The sequence below is a fragment of the Lutimaribacter pacificus genome, assembly GCF_900142185.1.
Classification (GTDB): domain Bacteria; phylum Pseudomonadota; class Alphaproteobacteria; order Rhodobacterales; family Rhodobacteraceae; genus Lutimaribacter; species Lutimaribacter pacificus.
On the sequence record NZ_FQZZ01000001.1, the window covers coordinates 1,031,815 to 1,051,464 of the forward strand.

18 protein-coding genes are annotated in these 19,650 nt (G+C 66.8%); 9 read left to right on the plus strand and 9 right to left on the minus strand.

Annotated elements, in window-relative coordinates:
* Window positions 1–21: 21 nt before the first annotated feature.
* The 6 genes from F3H87_RS05105 to F3H87_RS05130 all read right to left on the minus strand — a co-directional run bounded on the left by F3H87_RS05105 (window position 22) and on the right by F3H87_RS05130 (window position 5,654).
* On the minus strand, window positions 22–1,326 hold the full coding sequence (locus F3H87_RS05105) for a branched-chain amino acid ABC transporter permease (protein ID WP_149786129.1): 1,305 nt from the start codon (window positions 1,324–1,326) through the stop codon (window positions 22–24).
* Complete coding sequence (locus F3H87_RS05110; RefSeq protein ID WP_149786128.1) at window positions 1,323–2,333, minus strand: branched-chain amino acid ABC transporter permease; 1,011 nt, start codon at window positions 2,331–2,333, stop codon at window positions 1,323–1,325. The genes F3H87_RS05105 and F3H87_RS05110 overlap by 4 nt, the downstream gene beginning before the upstream one ends.
* Window positions 2,334–2,337: 4 nt before the next feature.
* Window positions 2,338–3,165 carry an ABC transporter ATP-binding protein gene (locus F3H87_RS05115; RefSeq protein ID WP_149786127.1) on the minus strand — a complete coding sequence of 276 codons (828 nt, stop codon included), beginning with the start codon at window positions 3,163–3,165 and terminating at the stop codon, window positions 2,338–2,340.
* 97 nt (window positions 3,166–3,262) lie between these two features.
* Window positions 3,263–4,054 carry an ABC transporter ATP-binding protein gene (locus F3H87_RS05120; RefSeq protein ID WP_149787087.1) on the minus strand — a complete coding sequence of 264 codons (792 nt, stop codon included), beginning with the start codon at window positions 4,052–4,054 and terminating at the stop codon, window positions 3,263–3,265.
* A gap of 99 nt (window positions 4,055–4,153) precedes the next feature.
* Window positions 4,154–5,335 carry an ABC transporter substrate-binding protein gene (locus F3H87_RS05125; RefSeq protein WP_149786126.1) on the minus strand — a complete coding sequence of 394 codons (1,182 nt, stop codon included), beginning with the start codon at window positions 5,333–5,335 and terminating at the stop codon, window positions 4,154–4,156.
* 91 nt (window positions 5,336–5,426) lie between these two features.
* Window positions 5,427–5,654: a hypothetical protein gene (locus F3H87_RS05130; RefSeq protein WP_149786125.1), complete on the minus strand. Its 228-nt coding sequence runs from the start codon at window positions 5,652–5,654 to the stop codon at window positions 5,427–5,429.
* Window positions 5,655–5,818: 164 nt separating this feature from the next.
* On the opposite strand from F3H87_RS05130, the gene F3H87_RS05135 reads away from it, so the two are divergent.
* Window positions 5,819–6,922, plus strand: coding sequence for a PQQ-dependent sugar dehydrogenase (locus F3H87_RS05135; RefSeq protein ID WP_149786124.1), 1,104 nt, complete (start codon window positions 5,819–5,821; stop codon window positions 6,920–6,922).
* 37 nt (window positions 6,923–6,959) lie between these two features.
* On the opposite strand, the gene F3H87_RS05140 is transcribed toward F3H87_RS05135, so the two are convergent.
* Both F3H87_RS05140 and F3H87_RS05145 read right to left on the minus strand, forming a co-directional pair.
* Window positions 6,960–7,964, minus strand: coding sequence for a GlxA family transcriptional regulator (locus tag F3H87_RS05140; protein ID WP_149786123.1), 1,005 nt, complete (start codon window positions 7,962–7,964; stop codon window positions 6,960–6,962).
* A 150-nt stretch (window positions 7,965–8,114) separates the two neighbouring features.
* Window positions 8,115–8,915: a hypothetical protein gene (locus tag F3H87_RS05145; protein WP_149786122.1), complete on the minus strand. Its 801-nt coding sequence runs from the start codon at window positions 8,913–8,915 to the stop codon at window positions 8,115–8,117.
* Between the two features lie 225 nt (window positions 8,916–9,140).
* Here F3H87_RS05145 and F3H87_RS05150 point away from each other — a divergent pair, with 225 nt between their 5' ends.
* Window positions 9,141–10,508: a class II 3-deoxy-7-phosphoheptulonate synthase gene (locus tag F3H87_RS05150; protein ID WP_149786121.1), complete on the plus strand. Its 1,368-nt coding sequence runs from the start codon at window positions 9,141–9,143 to the stop codon at window positions 10,506–10,508.
* 259 nt (window positions 10,509–10,767) lie between these two features.
* Here F3H87_RS05150 and F3H87_RS05155 read toward each other — a convergent pair whose 3' ends face one another.
* The gene (locus F3H87_RS05155; RefSeq protein WP_149786120.1) at window positions 10,768–11,448 is read right to left on the minus strand and encodes a PAS domain-containing protein; all 681 of its coding nucleotides are present in this window, start codon (window positions 11,446–11,448) and stop codon (window positions 10,768–10,770) included.
* A gap of 229 nt (window positions 11,449–11,677) precedes the next feature.
* On the opposite strand from F3H87_RS05155, the gene F3H87_RS05160 reads away from it, so the two are divergent.
* The 7 genes from F3H87_RS05160 to pstA all read left to right on the plus strand — a co-directional run bounded on the left by F3H87_RS05160 (window position 11,678) and on the right by pstA (window position 19,648).
* A complete protein-coding gene (locus F3H87_RS05160) occupies window positions 11,678–12,568 on the plus strand; it encodes a YicC/YloC family endoribonuclease (protein ID WP_223227964.1) in 891 nt (296 codons plus the stop codon).
* Between the two features lie 6 nt (window positions 12,569–12,574).
* The gene (gene gmk, locus F3H87_RS05165) at window positions 12,575–13,219 is read left to right on the plus strand and encodes a guanylate kinase (protein ID WP_149786119.1); all 645 of its coding nucleotides are present in this window, start codon (window positions 12,575–12,577) and stop codon (window positions 13,217–13,219) included.
* Between the two features lie 74 nt (window positions 13,220–13,293).
* On the plus strand, window positions 13,294–14,478 hold the full coding sequence (locus F3H87_RS05170; protein ID WP_149786118.1) for a trans-sulfuration enzyme family protein: 1,185 nt from the start codon (window positions 13,294–13,296) through the stop codon (window positions 14,476–14,478).
* Window positions 14,475–15,512: an ATP-binding protein gene (locus tag F3H87_RS05175; protein ID WP_149786117.1), complete on the plus strand. Its 1,038-nt coding sequence runs from the start codon at window positions 14,475–14,477 to the stop codon at window positions 15,510–15,512. The genes F3H87_RS05170 and F3H87_RS05175 overlap by 4 nt, the downstream gene beginning before the upstream one ends.
* A 200-nt stretch (window positions 15,513–15,712) precedes the next feature.
* Complete coding sequence (locus F3H87_RS05180) at window positions 15,713–16,750, plus strand: substrate-binding domain-containing protein (RefSeq protein WP_149786116.1); 1,038 nt, start codon at window positions 15,713–15,715, stop codon at window positions 16,748–16,750.
* A gap of 76 nt (window positions 16,751–16,826) precedes the next feature.
* On the plus strand, window positions 16,827–18,290 hold the full coding sequence (pstC, locus tag F3H87_RS05185) for a phosphate ABC transporter permease subunit PstC (RefSeq protein WP_149786115.1): 1,464 nt from the start codon (window positions 16,827–16,829) through the stop codon (window positions 18,288–18,290).
* The gene (pstA, locus tag F3H87_RS05190; RefSeq protein WP_149786114.1) at window positions 18,287–19,648 is read left to right on the plus strand and encodes a phosphate ABC transporter permease PstA; all 1,362 of its coding nucleotides are present in this window, start codon (window positions 18,287–18,289) and stop codon (window positions 19,646–19,648) included. Before pstC ends, pstA begins: the two co-directional genes overlap by 4 nt.
* Window positions 19,649–19,650: the final 2 nt, after the last annotated feature.

A 19,650-nucleotide genomic window follows, 5' to 3' on the forward strand; every position in this document is an offset into this window, starting at 1 on the left:
TTATGCGCTAGCCAGGCGCCCCTACTTCTCAGGCAGCAGCCCGCGCGGGCTGAACCGCAGCACCAGCAGCAGGATCAGGCCCATGGTGAACAGGCGCATGTGGGCTGCACCCTCCAGCAGGTGCCCCCGCAGCCAGTAATCCTCGGACATGCCGCTGGTGATGGTCTGCATCAGCCACAGCCCGATCGGTTCCACCTGCACCCACAGGAACCAGATCAGGAACCCGCCCAGCACCGCGCCCAGGTTGTTGCCCGATCCGCCGACGATCACCATCACCCAGACCAGGAAGGTAAAGCGCAGCGGCTGGTAGGCGGTCGGCACAAGCTGGCCGTCCAGCGTGGTCATCATCGCGCCGGCAATGCCGCAGATGGCCGAGCCCAGTATGAAGATCTGCAGATGCCGCGCGGTCACGTCCTTGCCCATCGCCTCGGCCGCGACCTCGTTGTCGCGGATCGCGCGCATCATCCGGCCCCACGGGCTGTGCAGCGCGCGCTGCGCCAGGATCAGCAGGATCACCAGCACCACCGCGAACAGGATCGAATAGCCCAGCTTGACATAAAGCGTCGAGGCGGTGACCGGGTCGATGCCCAGCCCCGTCGCGCGTTCGACGAAGGCGGGGTCGTTCTGCAGGTCGATCTCGTAGGGCACGGGACGGGGCAGGCCGATCACGTTCTTGACGCCCCGGCTCAGCCAGTCCTCGTTCTTCAGCACGGCGATCACGATCTCGGCGATGCCCAGCGTGGCGATGGCCAGGTAATCGCTGCGCAGCCCCAGCGCGGTCTTGCCGATGATCCAGGCCGCGCCGGCGGCCAGCAGCCCGCCCACCGGCCAGGCCAGCAGCACCGGCAGGCCCAGCCCGCCGAGATAGCCGCTGACCGAGGGGTTCACCGCCTCGACCGCCTGAACGCCGCCGTCGAACACCGCGCGGAACACGAAGAACCCGACCAGCAGCACCGCCAGCAGCGTCAGGTTCCGTTTCCGCCCCGGCGCCATCGCGCGATAGGTCAGGATCGCGCCGATGATGGTCGCGGCGCCCAGCGCAAGGCCCAGCAGCACCCGCAGCCCGCCCGCGGCCCAGGCCTCGTTGACGGGGGGCATCGACACGATCACCGTCGCCAGCCCGCCAAGCGCGACAAAGCCCATGATACCGACGTTGAACAGCCCGGCGAAGCCCCATTGCAGGTTCACCCCCAGCGCCATCACCGCGCTGATCAGCCCCAGGTTCAGGATCAGCAGCGCCGAGTTCCAGCTCTGCACGAAGCCGGTGCCGATGATCAGCAGCGCGACCAGGGCGAACAGCCCGGTTGTCTTGACCGTATCGCTCATACCGCTTTCCCCTTGAAGAGTCCGGTGGGTTTGAACAGCAGCACGATCAGCAGGATCGCGAAACTGACGGCGAATTTGTAATCCGTGCTCAGCAACTGCACGAGGCCCGAAGGTTCAAGGTGTTCGGGCATCAGGTAGCCCAGCACCTTCTTCCAGGCATAGGTCACGAAGACCTCGGAAAAGGCGATGACGAACCCGCCCGCGATGGCGCCCAGCGGGCTGCCCAGCCCGCCGACGATGGCGCTGGCGAAGATCGGCAGCAGAAGCTGGAAATAGGTGAACGGCTTGAAGCTCTTGTCCAGCCCGTAAAGCACCCCAGCGATGGTGGCCAGCGCCGCGACGATCAGCCAGGTCACCAGCACCACGCGCTCGGGGCTGATGCCGGACAGCAGCGCCAGGTCCTCGTTGTCGGAATAGGCGCGCATGGATTTGCCGGTGCGCGTGCGGTTGAGGAACCAGAACAGCACCGCCACCACGATCACCGCGGTAACCACGGTGATGCCCTGGGTGGATTTGATCGCCAGCCCCTCCTGCAACCCCGTCGCCTCGCGGAAGCCGCGCGCGGTGACGATGAACCGCTCGCCATCGGCGAAACGCTGGTCGTCCGGGCCGATGATGAACCGCACCAGCCCGTTCAGGATGAACATCACCCCGAGCGAGGCCATCACCAGGATGATCGGCTTGGCCTTCACCTCGCGGTAGAAGCGATAGACGACCCGATCGGTCGCCAGCACCGCCAGCATGCAGGCGATGATTCCAACCGGCAGCGCCAGCAGCGCGGTGGGCAGCGGCCCCAGCCCGACGCCCATCGACTGCAGCCACCATGTCACGAGGATCGTCGCCATCGTGCCGAAGGCCATGGTGTCGCCATGGGCGAAGTTGGAAAACCGCAGGATGCCATAGATCAGCGTGACCCCCAGCGCCCCCAGCGCCAGCTGGCTGCCATAGGCGATGGCGGGGATCAGCACGAAATTGGAAAGCGCCACGATCGCGTTGAGAATATCCATCACCTCAGCCCCCCAGGAAACTCTTGCGCACATCCGGGTCGGCCAGCAATTCCTTGCCCGTCCCGGTATAGGCATTGGCGCCCTGCACCAGCACATATCCCTTGTCGGCAATGGCCAGCGCCTGGCGCGCGTTCTGTTCCACCATCAGGATCGGCAGCCCGGTGCGGCTGACCTCGATGATGCGGTCGAACAGCTCGTCCATCACGATCGGGCTGACGCCGGCGGTGGGTTCGTCCAGCATCAGCACCTTGGGCTTGGTCATCAGCGCGCGGCCCACCGCCACCTGCTGACGCTGCCCGCCCGACAGCTCGCCGGCGGCCTGCCGGCGCTTGTCGCGCAGGATCGGGAACAGCTCGTAAACCTGTTCCATCGTGCTGCGGATATCGTCGCGGCGGATAAAGGCGCCCATCTCCAGGTTCTCTTCGACCGTCATCGAGGTGAAGATGTTGTTGGTCTGCGGTACGAAACCCATGCCCTTCTGCACCCGGTCCTGCGGGCTGAGCGCGGTGATATCCTCGCCATCCAGCAACACGCGGCCCTTGCGCACGTCCAGCATCCCGAACACCGCTTTCATCGCGGTGGATTTGCCCGCGCCGTTCGGCCCCACGATCACCGCGATCTCGCCCGCGTTCACCGCGATGGTGCACTCATGCAGGATATCCGGCCCCTTGCCGTAGCCGCCGGTCATTGCCTCGCCGATCAGAAAGGGCGCGTCGCCCTCGACCGGCACCGCCTTGCCGCCCTTGCGCAAAGGCGTCTGACCGACGCCATGGGTCTTGGTGATCGAGCGGTCCTTGTTGCCGCGATCATCCTGGTACGGGTTGTCGCCCATCACTCTCCCCTGTTTTCATCGTTCCCGAAATACTCCGGGGGTTTGGGGGCAGCGCCCCCAACCGGCCGGTATCACCCGCCGGTGCCGGACTGCCGGGTCATGCCCCGGCCTCTTCCAGCTTGTCCTTGTTCTTCAGCCCGGTGCCCAGATAGGCCTCGATCACGTGCTCGTTGGCCTTGATCTCGGCCAGCGTGCCCTCGGCCAGCACCTTGCCCTCGGCCATGCAGATCACCGGGTCGCACAGCTTTTCGATGAAATCCATGTCGTGCTCGATCACGACGAAGGTGTAACCGCGCTCCTTGTTGAGCTGGATGATCGCGTCGCCGATCGTGTTCAGCAGCGTGCGGTTCACACCGGCGCCGACCTCGTCCAGGAACACGATCCTGGCATCCACCATCATCGTGCGGCCCAGTTCCAGCAGCTTTTTCTGCCCGCCGGAAACCTGCCCCGCCTTGTGGTCGGCCAGGTGGGAGATGGTCAGGAACTCCAGCACCTCGTCGGCCTTGGCGCGCAGCGCGCGCTCCTCGTCGGCGATGCGCTTGCGGCCGAACCAGGTATCCCACAGCCGTTCGCCCGCCTGTCCGCCCGGCACCATCATCAGGTTTTCCCGGCAGCTCATCGAGTGAAACTCATGCGCGATCTGGAAGGTGCGCAGCAGGCCCTTGTGGAACAGGTCGTGCGGCGGCAGGCCGGTGATATCCTCGCCCTGCATGGTGATCCGCCCCGATGTCGGCGGCAGAACGCCCGCAATCACGTTGAAAAGCGTTGTCTTGCCGGCGCCGTTCGGACCGATCAGCCCGGTGATCGAGCCCTCGGCGATCTCAAGCGACGCGCCATCGACGGCATGAAACCCGCCGAAATGCTTGTGCACGTCCTCGACGACGATCATCTGTCCCATATGTCCCCCGAATGATCCTGCGGCTGCGAATGCGGACCACCCCGCGCCCCGGATATGCGTCCGGGGCGCGGGGCTGCCTGCATCGCGGGCTTAGCGGTATTCGACGGTTTCGAACTTGCCGTCCTTGATCTCGACCACGCGGAAGCTGCCGGCAGCTTCGCCCGGGCCGATCAGCTCGACGCCGGTGGCGCCCACCAGGTCCACGTCACCGCCGCCGGCGATGATTTCAAGCGCCTTGCCCAGCTCGCCGGGGTTGATCGGCTCACCGGGGGCGTTGGCGACCTCGACGATCTTGTCCTTGTAGACATTCGGGTCGGTCGAACCGGCGGCCTGCATGGCCAGCACGATCAGCGCCACCGCGTCATAGCCCTCGGCGGTGTAGGGCGAGGCGCTGTCGAACTTGTCGGCACCCATTTCCTGGAAGATCTTGGTGCCTTCGCTGTCCGACCCCGGCGCCTGGCCCTTGGAGCCTTCGATCTCGGTGCCGAACGCGTCGGACAGGGACGTGCCCACCATGCCGTCGGGCAGGTGGAAGCGGTCGAACGCGCCGGTATCCAGCGACGAGCGGATGATGCCCGCGCCACCCTGGTCGAGGTAACCGGCAACCACCAGCACCTCGCCGCCGGCGGCGGCCAGCGCGGCCACTTCGGCCGAATAGTCGGCCTTGCCGTCCTCATGCGCGGCCTGGATCGTCACTTCGCCGCCCTTTTCGGTGAAGGACGCGGCAAACGCATCGGCAAGCCCCTTGCCGTAGTCGTTGTTGGTATAGGTCACGGCGACCGACTGCACGCCATCCTCGATCAGGATGTCGGCCATCACCTCGCCCTGGCGGGCATCCGACGGCGCGGTGCGGAAGAACAGGCCGTTATCCTCGGCGGTGGTCAGCGCCGGGCTGGTGGCCGAGGGCGAGATCATGACGATGCCGTTGGGCACGGCCACGTTGGCCAGGATCGCGCCGGTCACACCCGAGCAGGTGCCGCCCACGATGCCCTTGACGCCATCGGCGGTGATCGCACGCTCGGCGGCGGCGGTGCCGGCCGATGCGTCGATGCAGGTCGAGTCGCCGCGCACCGGCACCACGGTCATGCCGTCCATGAACTTGCCGCTGGCGTTCACCTCGTCGATCGCCATCTCCATCGCCGCGGCCATCGGCCCGACAAGCGATTCCGTCGGGCCGGTAAAGCCCTGCAGGATGCCGATCTTGACGTCCTCGGCGGCGGCGCCCGACGCCATCAGCGCCACGGCTGCGGTCGCGGTCAGAAACTTTTTCATGTTTTTACTCCCCTGGGTTGGTCGGCCTTGCTGTTGCGCGGCCATGGTCGACGGATACCGGCGCCGCGTCGGGCGCCCCCGTCATGTTCGGTCAGATTGTCCGACCCTTGTTCCGTCCGCCCGGCAGGCGGTTGCCCCGACGCGATACCGGCACGGTGACCGGAACGCGGCGCGGCGCAGGGGATTGTGCGAAAAGGAATGACAGCCCCGCATCGCGCAGTCGCCCGCCCCATGCCGTGCCATCGGCCCGGCCGGGATGTGCCGCACCTGCCCGCAGGGTGCGGAGCGCGGCGGCGACCGCCAGAATCAGGTTCTTCATTCTTCGACTCCCCGTTGGAACTTAGGTCCGTTTCGGAGCCTATTCCGAGAGAATTGAAAAGAAAAGACGTTTCGGTTTCCGGTTGGCGTAGGGTCAAGCCGGACTTGCCCCGCGCCCGGTTCGTGCCATTTTGACGGGCAGAGACCGACCGGAGGTAAGGTTCCATGCTGCGTACGATGCTTGTTGTCCTGACCCTTTGCCTTGCCGTGCCCGTCCGGGCCGAGCTGCTGGACAGCCGAAGCGGCCCGATCCGGGCCGAGCTGGTGGCCGACGGGTTCTCCGTGCCGTGGTCGCTGGGATTCCTGCCCGGCGGCGGCGTCCTGGTGACCGAACGGGGCGGCGCGCTGTGGCACCTGCGCGCCGACGGGACGCGCGACCGGGTCTCGGGCCTGCCGGAGGACCTGGTCGAGATCGGGCAGGGCGGCTTGCTCGACGTGCTGATCCCGCGCGATTTCGCCCAAAGCCGCGAGGTGCTCCTGTCCCACGCGGCCCGCCAGCAGGGCGGGGCCGGCACGGCGATCAGCGCCGCGACGCTCAGCGCCGATGGCACGCGGCTGGACAACCCGCGCCGGCTGTTCGAGATGGCGCCGGGCAGTTCCGGCGGGCGGCATTTCGGCGGGCGGATGGCCGAGGCGCCGGACGGGCACATCTTCCTGTCGATCGGGGATCGCGGCGACCGGCCCGCGGCGCAGGACGTGGGGCGGCACAATGGCAGCATCATCCGCATCAACCGCGACGGCAGCGTGCCCGCCGACAATCCGCTGGTGGGCCGCGACGGCGCGCAGCCCGAAATCTGGACATGGGGCCACCGCAACCCGCAGGGCATGACGCTGGATGCGCAGGGCCGGCTCTGGACGAACGAGCACGGCGCGCGCGGCGGCGACGAGGTGAACCAGATACGCAAGGGACGCAATTACGGCTGGCCGGTGATCTCCTACGGCCGCCATTATTCCGGCGCGCGGATCGGCGAGGGCAGCGAGAAGCCGGGGATGGAACAGCCGGCCTTCTACTGGGACCCCTCGATCGCGCCATCGGGCATGGTGATCTATTCCGGCAGGCTGTGGCCCGACTGGCAGGGCGACATCCTGGTGGGGTCGCTGAAATTCGGCCTGCTCAGCCGGTTGTCGGGCAGCCCCCTGCAAGAGGTCGAGCGGATCGAGGGCGCGGCCACCGCCCGCGTGCGCGACCTGCGCGAAGCGCCGGACGGATCGGTCTGGATGATCTCGGAAGGCAACGGCGCGATCTACCGGCTGGTGCCCGCCGACTGAAACCGCGCGCTTTTCCCCCGAAACCGCGCGGTTCCGGTCAGATCGACAGCCGCGCGCCCTGCGTGCCACGCTCGCGGTAGGGGGTGGTGTTGTAATGCGCGCGGTAGCATTTCGAGAAATGCGAGGGCGAGGCGAAGCCGCAGGCCAGCGCCACGTTAATCACGCTCATATCCGTCTGCATCAGCAGGTTGCGCGCCTTTTGCAGCCGCAGCTCCATGTAATAGCGTTTCGGCGACCGGTTGAGGTAGCGGCGGAACAGCCGTTCCAGCTGCCGGGTGGACATGCCGACCTCTTTCGCCAGGATCGAGGGGCTGATCGGTTCCTCGATATTCTGTTCCATCTTCTGGATGACCTGGCTCAGCTTGGGATGGCGCACGCCGATGCGGGTCGGCACGCTGAGGCGCTGGGTGTCCTGGTCGGTGCGGATCGAGGAATAGATCTGCTGGTCGGCCACCAGGTTGGCGATTTCCTCGCCATGGTCGTCGGCAATCAGTTTCAGCATCAGGTCGATGGAGGAGGTGCCGCCGGCGGTGGTCATGCGGTTGCCGTCGATCACGAAGACCGACTTGGTCAGCGTCACCTCGTCGAACTCCTCGGCGAAGCTGTCCTGGTTTTCCCAGTGGATCGTGGCACGCTTGCCGTCCAGCAGCCCGGCGCGGGCCAGCGTGTAGGCCGCGGTGCACAGCCCGCCCAGCCGCAGCCCCTTGCGTGCCTCGCGCCGCAGCCAGCTGAGCAGGCGCTTGGTCGTCGCCTTCTGCACGTTCATGCCGCCGCAGACCAGCACCGTGTCGTCGCGCGTCAGCTCGATCAGGTCGCTGTCCAGCCGGAACTCGGTGCCGGCGGAACAGGTGGCGGTGTCGCCGCCCTCGCCGACCAGGGTCCATTCATAGGCCGGCTGGCCCAGCATCCGGTTGGCGATGCGCAGGCATTCCAGTGCCGAGGCAAAGCTGAGCAGGGTGAACTCGTCCAGCAACACGAAGACGAAACGCCGTTTTACAACGGGCGTTTGCATGACGGGTTGCGGGGATGTCCTGGCTGCCATGAGTGTACCGCGCGCGAATGTTGACGGGCACTTAGCCAGCTTTTGCGCGCGTGATCAAGGGGGCGGCCCGGAATAGGCCGTGCCCGGCGTCACATCCACCGATCCCGGATGTTGCGCCCGAAACGGAAACCCTTCGAAGCCCGTCCCCGGTCAGTTGCGCAGGCGTCCGAGATAGAGATTCCTGACTTTCATCGTCAGCCCTCCATCTGGAAACGGCGGGAACGGGCTGGGAAACCCGAAGCGGGCGTAATTCATTCCGTGGCCTTTCAGGCTTGGCCCCACGGACCAGAGAATTGGCTTTCCGAGATCCTGAAGTTCGGGCTTGCACTGCTGTTTCCAGGGCTTTCCGCAGCCCGGCGGAACCGCGTTCGGGCCTTGCCTGCTGTAGATCGTTTTGCCGTTGCAGATGACCTGCATGACGCCATCGGAACCGTTGGACCATTTGACCCTGAGCACGAAGCTGTTCCACTGGCCGAACCGCGCCGGCGGGAAACAGACCTTGTCCTCGAAGGTCGCGCCCTTGTTCGAGTCCAGATAAATTTCATACATGTGATTTTTGATCGTGTCGCTTCGCTGCCATTCCGCAATCCAAAGCCGGCTGCGATAATTGACCTTGCCCCAGCCGCGCCCGTTGTAGCGGAAACCGGGGTCGACCCAGATATCCATCGCGTATTCGTAGAAATTTCCCATTCTCTGCTTGTTTTTCGAATTCAGCTGCGACCGGCTGTTGCCGTTCTTGCAGTCGCTTTCGCCCCTGCCGTCCCCGTATGTCCGCGACTGGCAATCGCCGCGCCTGAGGACGAAGGTCAATTCCTTGTTTCGCCATTTGGGCGCGACCGCCGAATTGCGTCCTTCCTGAAACCCCCGTGGCGCGCCCGTGGCCGTTGTCGGGATCACAAGAGACGCGGAAACGGAAAATGCGAGAACCCGGATAAGGTTGTGCAATTTCATGATTGAAACTCCTTTGACGAAAAATAACGTCGTGGAGTCTACACCAACCCGGGGAAATCAGAAAATTTGCGACCCCGCGATGCGCTCTGCCGCAGACCGCCCGTTCGGCATCATGCGGCAAGGCGTGTCCGGCCGTTTGCCGCAAGGGCAATTCGGATATGGCCACCGCGCCCCGGCTTTTGTATAGAAGCCACTCACGCAGAATTCGCAGAGCGGAGAAGTCAGATGAGCGAGTGGCAAAAGACCGATTGGCGCAGCAAGCCGCGGGTTCAGATGCCCGATTATACGGATCAGGAGGCGTTGCAGACCGTCGAGGCGCAGCTTTCGCAGTATCCGCCGCTCGTTTTCGCGGGCGAGGCGCGCAAGCTCAAGCGGGCGTTGGGCGAGGCGGCGGCGGGCAAGGCGTTCCTGCTGCAGGGCGGCGACTGCGCCGAGGCGTTCGACCAGTTCAGCGCCAACGCGATCCGCGACACGTTCAAGGTGATGCTGCAGATGGCGATGGTGCTGACCTATGGCGCCAAGGTGCCGGTGGTCAAGGTGGGCCGGATGGCGGGGCAGTTCGCCAAGCCGCGCTCGGCCCCGACCGAGCTGGTGGACGGGGTGGAACTGCCCTCTTACCGCGGCGACATCATCAACGAGCTTGATTTCACCCCCGAGGCGCGCATTCCCGACCCGCGCAAGATGCTGCAGGCCTACACCCAGGCGGCGGCCACGCTGAACCTGCTGCGCGCGTTTTCGACCGGCGGCTATGCCGATGTGCACCAGGTGCACCAGTGGACGCTGGGCTTTACCGAGGGCGGGAAGGCCGAGAAATACCGCGAGATGGCCGGCCGCATCAGCGACACGCTGGATTTCATGACCGCGGCGGGCATCACCAGCGCGAACAACCACGCGCTTCAGACGGTGGATTTCTACACCAGCCACGAGGCGCTGCTGCTGGAATACGAAGAGGCGCTGACGCGGCTGGACTCGACAAGCGGCAAGTGGCTGGCGGGGTCCGGGCACATGGTCTGGATCGGTGACCGCACGCGGCAGCCGGATGGTGCGCATGTGGAGTTCTGCCGTGGCGTGCTGAACCCCATCGGGCTGAAATGCGGGCCGTCGATGACGGCCGAGGATCTCAAGGTGCTGCTGTCGCGGCTGAACCCGGAAAACGAGGCCGGGCGGCTGACGCTGATCGCGCGGTTCGGGGCGGGCAAGGTGGCCGAACACCTGCCGCGCCTGATCGACACGGTGCGCAGGGAAGGCGCCAACGTGCTGTGGGTCTGCGACCCGATGCATGGCAACACGATCAAGTCGGCCACCGGGTTCAAGACCCGTCCGTTCGACGCGGTGCTGCGCGAGGTGCAGGAGTTCTTTGCCGTGCATCGCGCCGAGGGCACGATCCCCGGCGGTGTGCATTTCGAGATGACCGGCCAGGACGTGACCGAATGCACCGGCGGCGTGCGCGCGGTGACCGAGGAAAACCTGTCCGACCGCTACCACACCGCCTGCGATCCGCGCCTGAACGCCAGCCAGTCGCTGGAACTGGCGTTCCTCGTGGCCGAGGAACTGTCGGCGCTGCGCGATGCGCGGGCGGTCGCGGCGGGCTGACCGGACCGCGAGCCGGCTTGTGAAAGGGCGCCCGTTGCACCCAGCCCGGAACAGCCGCGTAAGCGGCCCGGGCATCGCACGGCCGCCCCCCGGCCGGGCGATTGGCTGCCGCAGGCTCTCCGCTTTGAGGTAGGAAGTGGCGGCGCGATAAATTGCCATGCCACAAATGTCGGATCGCCCGACCGCGGCCCTGCGATGCCCTTCGGTTGCGACCTGCCCGAACGTCTGCTTCTCTAATCGCCTGTTGCGGCGCCCTTTTTCATTTGGCCGGGTCGGTTTGCACCAGTCGCAGGCGGGGCCGCCCGGCCGGGGCGGGGCGGAACGGGACGACCGGCGCGGCCAGCCCCGGCACCGGGGCGGCGGGCGCGCGCATCTCTGGCGGGGCGGGCAGGATCTCATGCCCGGTGATCGCGAAACGGCGGGGGCAGCGGCCGATGGGCCCCTCGCCGATCAGGCAGCCGAGCGCACGGTTCACCGCGCCACCCTCGCCATGCAGGGGCAGCAGCAGGGCATGGGCCTGCAGCGCCGGCTGGCCGGTTCCCGCCGGGCCGTGCAGGCGCAGCCGGCAAAGCGCGGGGCGGTCGAACAGCGCGGCGACCAGCGCGGAAAGGGCCTGCCGCGCGGCGGGCAGGAACAGCGCCGAAAACGGCATCCCGCGCACCTCCATTCCCAGCAGGTCGGACAGGTGTGTGCCGCCGACGCGCAGCCGCATCTCGCCCGGTGCGATGCGTTCGGCGATGAAGGCGTGTTCCAGCGCCGCCTCGATCCCGCGCGGGTCGATCCGGGCGCGGGCGGGCAGGCGCCCATCGCGGCAGAGCGCGGTCCAGTATGCCTCGACCTGCGCAAGGCGCGGTGGCGGGGCCGCGGCCGGGTCGGGATGCAGCCGGGTCACGCGGCCGGGCGGGGCGGTGCCGGGGGTGTTTTCGCTGCGGTCGGTCATCTTTCCTACTCCACCGGACCCGGAGGCGCGGGGCGGCGTGCCGCCTTTTGTTAAAGCTATCGCAACCGGGGTTACCGAAGGGTGAATCTAGCCGGTTTTCCGCAAATGCGGTGAATATTCCGAACGATTGGTTAACCCCGGAACCGTCGCGCGCGGGGCGCGCGTAACGCTTGCCCCCGGCAGGCATTGCGCGTAGGCAGCGGTGGCACGTTGGGACAGGAGAGCGCCGGTGACCAGATCCATGACCGCCTTCGCCGCCGCCAAGGGCGGCACCGCGCAGCACAGCTGGGCGTGGGAGCTGCGCAGCGTCAATGCCAAGGGGCTGGATATCCGCATGCGCCTGCCCGACTGGATCGAGGGGCTGGAGGCGGCGCTGCGCGCACGGCTGGGGCAGGCGGTGACGCGCGGTTCGGTCACGCTGAACCTGCGGGTGTCGCGTGAAGAGGGCGAGGCGCGGCAGGCGGTCAACGACACCGCGCTGGCCGCCGTCCTGACCGCGCTGTCGCGGGTCGAGGCGCGGGCGGCCGAGGCGGGGCTGGCGCTGGCGCCCACCCGTGCGGCCGATATCCTCGCCCTGCGCGGGGTGCTGGAAACCACCGCGCCCGAGGACGAGGCGGCGGGGCTGAAAGCCGCGCTGATGCAGGATTTCGAGCCGGTGCTGGCCGCGTTCCTTGAAATGCGCGCGGGCGAGGGCGCCGCGCTGGCCACGATCCTTGGCGCGCAGCTCGATGAAATCGCCCGCCTGACCGAAGCGGCCACCGAGGCCGCCGAGGCGCGGCGCGATGACATGGCCGGGGCGCTCAAAACCTCGCTTGCGCGGGTGATGGACAATGCCGAGGACGCCGACCCGCAGCGCGTCGCGCAGGAACTGGCGCTGATCGCGGTAAAATCCGACATCACCGAAGAACTGGACCGCCTGCGCGCCCATGTGGACGCCGCGCGCGAATTGCTGGGCACGGAGGGGCCGGTGGGCCGCAAGCTGGATTTCCTGATGCAGGAGTTCAACCGCGAGGCCAACACGCTGTGTTCCAAGTCGCAGAATACCGGATTGACGCGCATCGGGCTGGATCTGAAAACGGTGATCGACCAGATGCGCGAACAGGTTCAGAACGTGGAGTAACAACCGATGGCGACTGCAAGGCGGGGTCTTCTCATCATTCTTTCGTCGCCCTCGGGGGCGGGCAAGTCCACCCTGTCGCGGCGGCTGCTGGAGTGGGATGGCAGCCTGAGCTTCTCGGTCTCGGCCACCACCCGCACGCCGCGCCCCGGCGAGGTGGACGGCACCGATTACCATTTCATGACCGAGGACCGGTTCAAGCGCGAGGTCGCGCAGGACGGGATGCTGGAACACGCGCATGTGTTCGGCAATTTCTACGGCAGTCCGCGCGCGCCGGTGGAGCAGGCGATCAACGCGGGGCGCGACGTGCTGTTCGATATCGACTGGCAGGGCGCGCAGCAGATCGTGAACTCGGCGCTGGGGCCGCATACGCTGTCGATTTTCATCCTGCCGCCCTCGATCGCGGAACTGCGCCGGAGGCTGGTCAGCCGCGGGCAGGACAGCGACGAGGTGATCGCCAAGCGGATGCAGAAAAGCTGGGACGAGATCAGCCACTGGGGCAGCTACGATTACGTGCTGGTCAATGACGACCTTGAGCGCACATTCGCCGACCTGACGACCATCGTCACCGCGACCCGGCTGAAGCGGTTGCAGCAGCCCGGGCTGGTGGAGCATGTGCGCAGGTTGCAGGCGGAATTCGGGGAGTTGCGCTAGGCGGGGCCGTCCGGCCGCCTCCGGCGGGAGTATTTTCGGAACGATGAAGCGACTGGCGCAGAAAGGACAGGCGCATGAGCAAGGACCACAAAACCCTGATCCGGCCCGAGGGGCTGCCCGGCAGCGCAAGCTGGCCGGTGGTGACGCCGATCATGCCCTCGGTCGTCTATGCCTCGGAAACGCCCGATGCGCTGGACGCGCAATACGAGGGGCGGGTTGAGGGCTATACCTATGCCCGCGAGGGGCATCCCAATGCCGACCTGCTGGCGCGCCGGATCGACGCGATGGAGGGCGCGCGGGACGGGATCGTGCTGGGATCGGGCATGGCGGCGGTGACGGCGGTTCTGCTGGGCATCCTGAAGGCGGGCGATCACGTGGTGGGCGGCGATCAGCTGTACGGCCGGTCGCTGCGGCTGATGACGCAGGACCTGCCGCGTATGGGGATCGAAACCACGCTGGCCGATCCCTGCGACGCGGCGGCCATCGCGGCGGCGATCCGGCCCGAGACGCGGATGATCCTGGTCGAGGTGGTGTCGAACCCGACGCTGCGGGTGGCGGACATGGACGGGATCGCGCAGGTGGCGCGCGACAGGGGCGTGTTGCTGGTGGTGGACAACACCTTTACCACGCCGCGCGCCTATCGGCCCTTCGATCATGGCGCGGATATCGTGATCCATTCGGTGACCAAGCTGCTGGCGGGCCATTCCGACGTGACGCTGGGCTATGCGGTGGCGCGCGATGCGGGGCTGCAAAAGGCGATCTACGATTTCGCGGTCACCACCGGCATGACGCCCAGCCCCTTCGATTGCTGGCTGGCCGAGCGCGGGCTGGCGACGTTCGACCTGCGTTTCGACCGGGCCGAGGCGAACGCGGCGCGGCTGGCCGACCACCTGGGCGGGCTGGCCGGTGTGAAACGGGTGCTCTACCCGATGCGCGGCGATCACCCGGATGCGGGCCGGGCGCGGGCGATCCTGGGCAACCGGGGCTGCAACATGCTGTCCTTCGAGCTGGAGGGCGGGCGCGCGGCGGCCAATGCCTTTGCCGCCACCGCCGAGGGCATCGCATTCGCGCCGACGCTGGGGGATGTGGGCACCACGCTGTCGCATCCGGCGTCCAGCTCGCACCGGGCGCTGACGCCCGAGGCGCGCGCCGCCATCGGCATAAGCGAGGGGTTCTTTCGCGTGTCGGTCGGGCTGGAGGACAGCGACGCGCTGGCCGATATCTTTGCCCGCGCGGTCGCCGCGGCCGGACGTGCATGAGCGACGCCGGACAGATCGTCGCGGCGGTGCCTCATGCGGCGCTGCTGGTGGCGGATAACGACCGCATCCTTGCGGCCAACGCGCGGAGTGCCGCGCTGTTCGGCGAGGGGCTGGCCGGGCGGCACCTGATCACGGTGATCCGCCAGCCCTCGGTGCTGGATGCGATCGAGGGCACCCGCAGCAGCCACCTGGCGCAGGAAACCCGCTACCTGACCAATGACGGGCAGCAGGACGTGACCTACAGGGTCAGCTGCGCGCATCTGGACCTGGCGGGGCTGGCCGGTGTGCTGGTGGTGTTCGAGGATGTGACCCACCTGGAACAGGCCGGCCAGATGCGGCGCGATTTCGTGGCCAATGTCAGTCACGAGCTGCGCACGCCGCTGACCGCGCTTCTGGGGTTCATCGAGACATTGCAGGGCCCGGCGCGCGACGATGCGGCCGCGCGCAAGCGGTTCCTGGGGATCATGGCGCGCGAGGCCGACCGGATGAACCGGCTGGTGCGCGACCTGCTGTCGCTGAGCCATGTCGAGGCACAGGAAAGGATGCGCCCCGACGACCAGGTCGACCTGGCCGAGATCGTGCGTGCGACCCGGCGGTCGCTGGCGCATCTGGCGGAAAAGAACGCGGTCAGCTTCGACGAGGAGTTGCCCGGGGTGCCGGTGATGGTGCCCGGCGATGCCGATCAGTTGCGCCAGGTGCTGACCAACCTGATCGAGAACGCGATCAAGTATGGCGGTCACGGCTGCCGGGTGGGGCTGCGGCTGGACGGGCCGGCCGAGGGGCTGGGCCTGCGCGGGCCGGCGGTACGCCTGACCGTGTCCGACAGCGGCCCCGGCATCGACCCGCTGCATATCCCGCGCCTGACCGAGCGGTTCTATCGCGTGGACAGCCACCGCTCGCGCGAGATGGGGGGCACCGGGCTGGGGCTGGCGATCGTCAAGCATATCGTCAACCGCCATCGCGGGCGGCTGCGAATCGAAAGCGCGCCGGGCGAAGGCAGCCGGTTTTCCGTCATCCTGCCGGTGAGCGGCTGATCCGCGACGGGCACGCGGGGCGGTTCGCGGCCCCGGGTTTTTCCATTTTACCAATCGGTTGGGGCAGGGTCTCATGGGCCCCGGGCGGTTGTCATAAAACTGTTACGCAACTGTCACAAAAGCTCAGCACGCGGGGCGTAGCACGGGCCCCGGGATCATCGTGGGGATGATCATAGACATATTCGGACAGGAGCTTATCCATGACCCTGAAACTGACCGCATCCGCATTGGCCATCGCGGCCGTGTCGGCCTCGGCCGCCCATGCCCGTGACAACGTGCAGGTTGCCGGCTCGTCGACGGTGCTGCCCTATGCCTCGATCGTGGCCGAAGCCTTCGGCGAGAATTTCGACTTTCCGACACCGGTGGTCGAATCCGGCGGATCGTCGGCCGGGCTCAAGCGGTTCTGCGAAGGCGTGGGCGAAAACAGCATCGACATCGCCAACGCATCGCGCGCCATCCGCGAAAAGGAAATCGAAGCCTGCGCCGCGAACGGCGTGACCGACATCATCGAAGTGCGCATCGGCTATGACGGTATCGTGTTCGCCAGCCAGATCGACGGCCCGGCCTTCACCGCGTTCGAGCCCGCCGACCTTTACAACGCGCTGGCGCCCAAGGTGCTGAAGGACGGCGCGCTGGTCGACAACCCCTATACCACCTGGGCCGAGTTCAACGCCGACCTGCCCGATGTCGAAATCTCCGCCTTCATCCCCGGCACCAAGCACGGCACGCGCGAAGTGTTCGAGGAAAAGGTGCTGGCCGTGGGCTGCGAGATCACCGGCGCGTTCCAGGCGATGATCGACGGCGGCATGTCCGAGGACGACGCCGAGGACGCCTGCATCGCGGTGCGCACCGACGGCAAGTCGGTCGATATCGACGGCGACTATACCGAAACGCTGGCGCGGATCGACTCGAACGCGAACGGCGTGGGCGTGTTCGGCCTGGCGTTCTACGAGAACAACACCGACAAGCTGAAGGTCGCCACCATGTCGGGCATCGCGCCCTCGACCGAAACCATCGCGTCGGGCGAATACCCGGTGTCGCGCCCGCTGTTCTTCTACGTCAAGAAGGCGCATATCGGCGTGATCCCCGGCCTGAAGGAATATGCCGAGTTCTTCGTCAGCGACGAGATCGCCGGCCCCGATGGCCCGCTGTCCGAATACGGGCTGGTGTCGGACCCGGAACTGGCCCAGACGCAGGCCGCCGTGGCTGACGAGCAGACCATGGGCGGCGGCATGTAAGCCGCTTTCGCGGGGTGCGCCCGTGCGCGCGCCCCGCACCCCCTTTCAGATTGTTTTTCCGCAAAACGGAGCCGACATGCCTGTTTTCTGGCTTGCCCTCATCGTCCTTGCCCTGGCCGCGGCCGGGTTCCTGGCCGGGCGCGTGCGCGCGCTGTCCTCGGGCGGGGGCAATATCCGCAACCTGCATTCGCTGCCGGCCTATTACGGCTGGCACGTGGCGCTGATGGTTCTGGTTCCGTCCTTCCTGATCCTGATCGTGTGGCTGCTGGTTCAGCCGGTGCTGGTCAACAACGCGGTTTCCGGCCTGCTGCCCGACCGGGCGGTGTCCGAGGATACCACGCTGGGCCTTGTGATGAGCGATGTGCGCCGGGTGGCCGACGGCCTGGATGCGGCGGTGTCGGCGGGGGCGATGACCCCGGACGAGGCACAGTCGATCCGTTCCGAATTCACCAATGTGCGCGACAAGCTGGGATCGGTGGGCGTGGCGCTCGGATCGGATGTCAGCCCGGAAATCCTGAGCGCGGCGCAGAAATATCGCGGCATGACGGCGACCGGGCGGTTCTGGATGACGGTGGTCGTGCTGGCCGCGGCGGTCGGCGGTTTCGCCTTCGCCCTGCGCCGCACATCGGCCGGGTTCCGCGCCCGCAACGTGGTCGAGTCAGGCATTCGCGCCCTGCTGCTGGGGGCCGCGTCGATCGCGGTGCTGACCACGATCGGCATCGTGCTGAGCCTTGTCTTCAACACCATCGAATTCTTCCGGCTCTATCCCGCGGCGGATTTCTTTTTCGGCCTGACCTGGGCGCCCAGTTTCGGCGGCGGCTCGCAACTGGGCATCCTGCCGCTGCTGTGGGGCACGTTCTACATCTCGTTCATCGCGCTGGCGGTGGCGGTGCCGATCGGGTTGTTCGCGGCGATTTACCTCTCGGAATATGCCGGGCCCAAGGTGCGCGCCATGGCCAAGCCGCTGCTTGAGGTGCTGGCCGGTATCCCGACCATCGTTTACGGCCTTTTCGCGCTGCTGACGGTCGGGCCGCTGCTGCTGGGCATCTTCGGCGGTCAAGGGCTGGGCTGGATGCAGGCCGGCACGGCGGTGATGACGGCGGGCATCGTCATGGGCATCATGCTGATCCCCTTCGTGTCGTCGCTGTCCGACGACATCATCAACGCGGTGCCGCAATCGATGCGCGACGGCTCTTACGGGCTGGGGGCGACGAAATCGGAAACCATCCGCCAGGTCGTCATTCCCGCCGCGCTGCCGGGGATCGTGGGCGCGGTCCTGCTGGCCGCCAGCCGCGCCATCGGCGAAACCATGATCGTGGTGCTGGGGGCAGGGGCCGCCGCACGGCTGAGCATGAACCCCTTTGACGCCATGACCACCGTGACCGCCAAGATCGTCAGCCAGCTGACGGGCGACGCCGATTTCGCCAGCCCCGAGGCGCTGGTGGCCTTCGCGCTTGGCATGACGCTTTTCATCGTGACGCTGGGGCTGAACGTCCTGGCCCTCTACATCGTGCGCAAATACCGGGAGCAGTACGAATGACCGACGCAACCAGCACTCCGGGTCCGATGGATGCGCCTGCCGTCAAGGGCAGCCTGCACGTCCAGGACGCGCGCACCAGAAAGCGCAACGCGGCCGAGGCACGATTCAAATTCTACGGCCTGTCGGCGGTGGCGATCGGCCTTGTCTTCCTGGTCGTCCTGCTGACCGCGATCATCGGCAACGGTGTCGGCGCGTTCCAGCAGAGCTTTATCGCCGCGCAGGTCTATCTGGACCCGGCCAGGCTGGACAAGGCGGGCGACCGCAATATCGAGGATATCAAGAAGGTGTCCACCTTCGGCTATACCCCGCTGATCCAGCAGGCGGTGTTCGACAAGGTGACCGAACTGGGGATCGACACCCCGTTCGACGACGCCAAGGACATGAAGGCGCTGATCTCGGCCTCGGCCGCCGCCATCGTGCGCGACGAGGTGATCGCCAACCCCGACCTGATCGGCCAGACGGTGGAATTCCGGCTGCTGGCGGCCAGCCGCGTCGATGGCTACCTCAAGGGCCGGGTCAGCCGCGACTCGGTGGCGCGCGACAAGAATATCGACGCCGAACACCTGGACCTGGTGGATGCCCTGCGCGACGAAGGGATCATTGCCAAGGGGTTCAACGCCAGTTTCATCACCGGCGCCGACGCCTCGGAAAGCCGCCCCGAACAGGCCGGGCTGGGCGTGTCGATCCTGGGGTCGTTCTTCATGATGCTGGTGGTGCTGGGCCTGTCGCTGCCGGTCGGCGTCGCCGCCTCGATCTATCTTGAGGAATTTGCATCCAAGAACCGGCTGACCGACATCATCGAGGTCAATATCTCGAACCTCGCCGCGGTGCCCTCGATCGTGTTCGGCATCCTTGGCCTTGCGGTGTTCATCCAGTTCATGCACCTGCCGCAATCCGCGCCGCTGGTGGGCGGGCTGGTGCTGACGCTGATGACGCTGCCGACGATCATCATCTCGACGCGCGCCTCGCTCAAGGCGGTGCCGCCCTCGATCCGCGACGCGGCGCTGGGGGTGGGGGCGTCCAAGATGCAATCGGTCTTTCACCACGTGCTGCCGCTGGCCATGCCCGGCATCCTGACCGGCACGATCATCGGCCTGGCGCAGGCGCTGGGGGAAACCGCGCCGCTGCTGCTGATCGGGATGGTGGGCTATATCGCCACCAACTATCCCGAGGGGCTGGCCGGCGGGTTCATCGACCCCAACTCGGCCATGCCGGCGCAGATCTACGAATGGGCCAAGCGTGCCGACCCCGCCTATTACGAACGCGCCTGGGGCGGCATCATCATCCTGCTGGTGTTCCTGATGACCATGAACATCATCGCCATCCTGCTACGCCGCCGCTTCGAGCGCCGGTGGTAAGA

Excerpts from the sequence above, each read along its gene's own strand:
- F3H87_RS05105 (WP_149786129.1), bottom strand. The coding sequence starts at position 1,326 with ATGAGCGATACGGTCAAGACAACCGGGCTGTTCGCCCTGGTCGCGCTG.
- F3H87_RS05110 (WP_149786128.1), bottom strand. The coding sequence starts at position 2,333 with ATGGATATTCTCAACGCGATCGTGGCGCTTTCCAATTTCGTGCTGATC.
- F3H87_RS05115 (WP_149786127.1), bottom strand. The coding sequence starts at position 3,165 with ATGGGCGACAACCCGTACCAGGATGATCGCGGCAACAAGGACCGCTCG.
- F3H87_RS05120 (WP_149787087.1), bottom strand. The coding sequence starts at position 4,054 with ATGATCGTCGTCGAGGACGTGCACAAGCATTTCGGCGGGTTTCATGCC.
- F3H87_RS05125 (WP_149786126.1), bottom strand. The coding sequence starts at position 5,335 with ATGAAAAAGTTTCTGACCGCGACCGCAGCCGTGGCGCTGATGGCGTCG.
- F3H87_RS05130 (WP_149786125.1), bottom strand. The coding sequence starts at position 5,654 with ATGAAGAACCTGATTCTGGCGGTCGCCGCCGCGCTCCGCACCCTGCGG.
- F3H87_RS05135 (WP_149786124.1), top strand. The coding sequence starts at position 5,819 with ATGCTGCGTACGATGCTTGTTGTCCTGACCCTTTGCCTTGCCGTGCCC.
- F3H87_RS05140 (WP_149786123.1), bottom strand. The coding sequence starts at position 7,964 with ATGGCAGCCAGGACATCCCCGCAACCCGTCATGCAAACGCCCGTTGTA.
- F3H87_RS05145 (WP_149786122.1), bottom strand. The coding sequence starts at position 8,915 with ATGAAATTGCACAACCTTATCCGGGTTCTCGCATTTTCCGTTTCCGCG.
- F3H87_RS05150 (WP_149786121.1), top strand. The coding sequence starts at position 9,141 with ATGAGCGAGTGGCAAAAGACCGATTGGCGCAGCAAGCCGCGGGTTCAG.
- F3H87_RS05155 (WP_149786120.1), bottom strand. The coding sequence starts at position 11,448 with ATGACCGACCGCAGCGAAAACACCCCCGGCACCGCCCCGCCCGGCCGC.
- gmk (WP_149786119.1), top strand. The coding sequence starts at position 12,575 with ATGGCGACTGCAAGGCGGGGTCTTCTCATCATTCTTTCGTCGCCCTCG.
- F3H87_RS05170 (WP_149786118.1), top strand. The coding sequence starts at position 13,294 with ATGAGCAAGGACCACAAAACCCTGATCCGGCCCGAGGGGCTGCCCGGC.
- F3H87_RS05175 (WP_149786117.1), top strand. The coding sequence starts at position 14,475 with ATGAGCGACGCCGGACAGATCGTCGCGGCGGTGCCTCATGCGGCGCTG.
- F3H87_RS05180 (WP_149786116.1), top strand. The coding sequence starts at position 15,713 with ATGACCCTGAAACTGACCGCATCCGCATTGGCCATCGCGGCCGTGTCG.
- pstC (WP_149786115.1), top strand. The coding sequence starts at position 16,827 with ATGCCTGTTTTCTGGCTTGCCCTCATCGTCCTTGCCCTGGCCGCGGCC.
- pstA (WP_149786114.1), top strand. The coding sequence starts at position 18,287 with ATGACCGACGCAACCAGCACTCCGGGTCCGATGGATGCGCCTGCCGTC.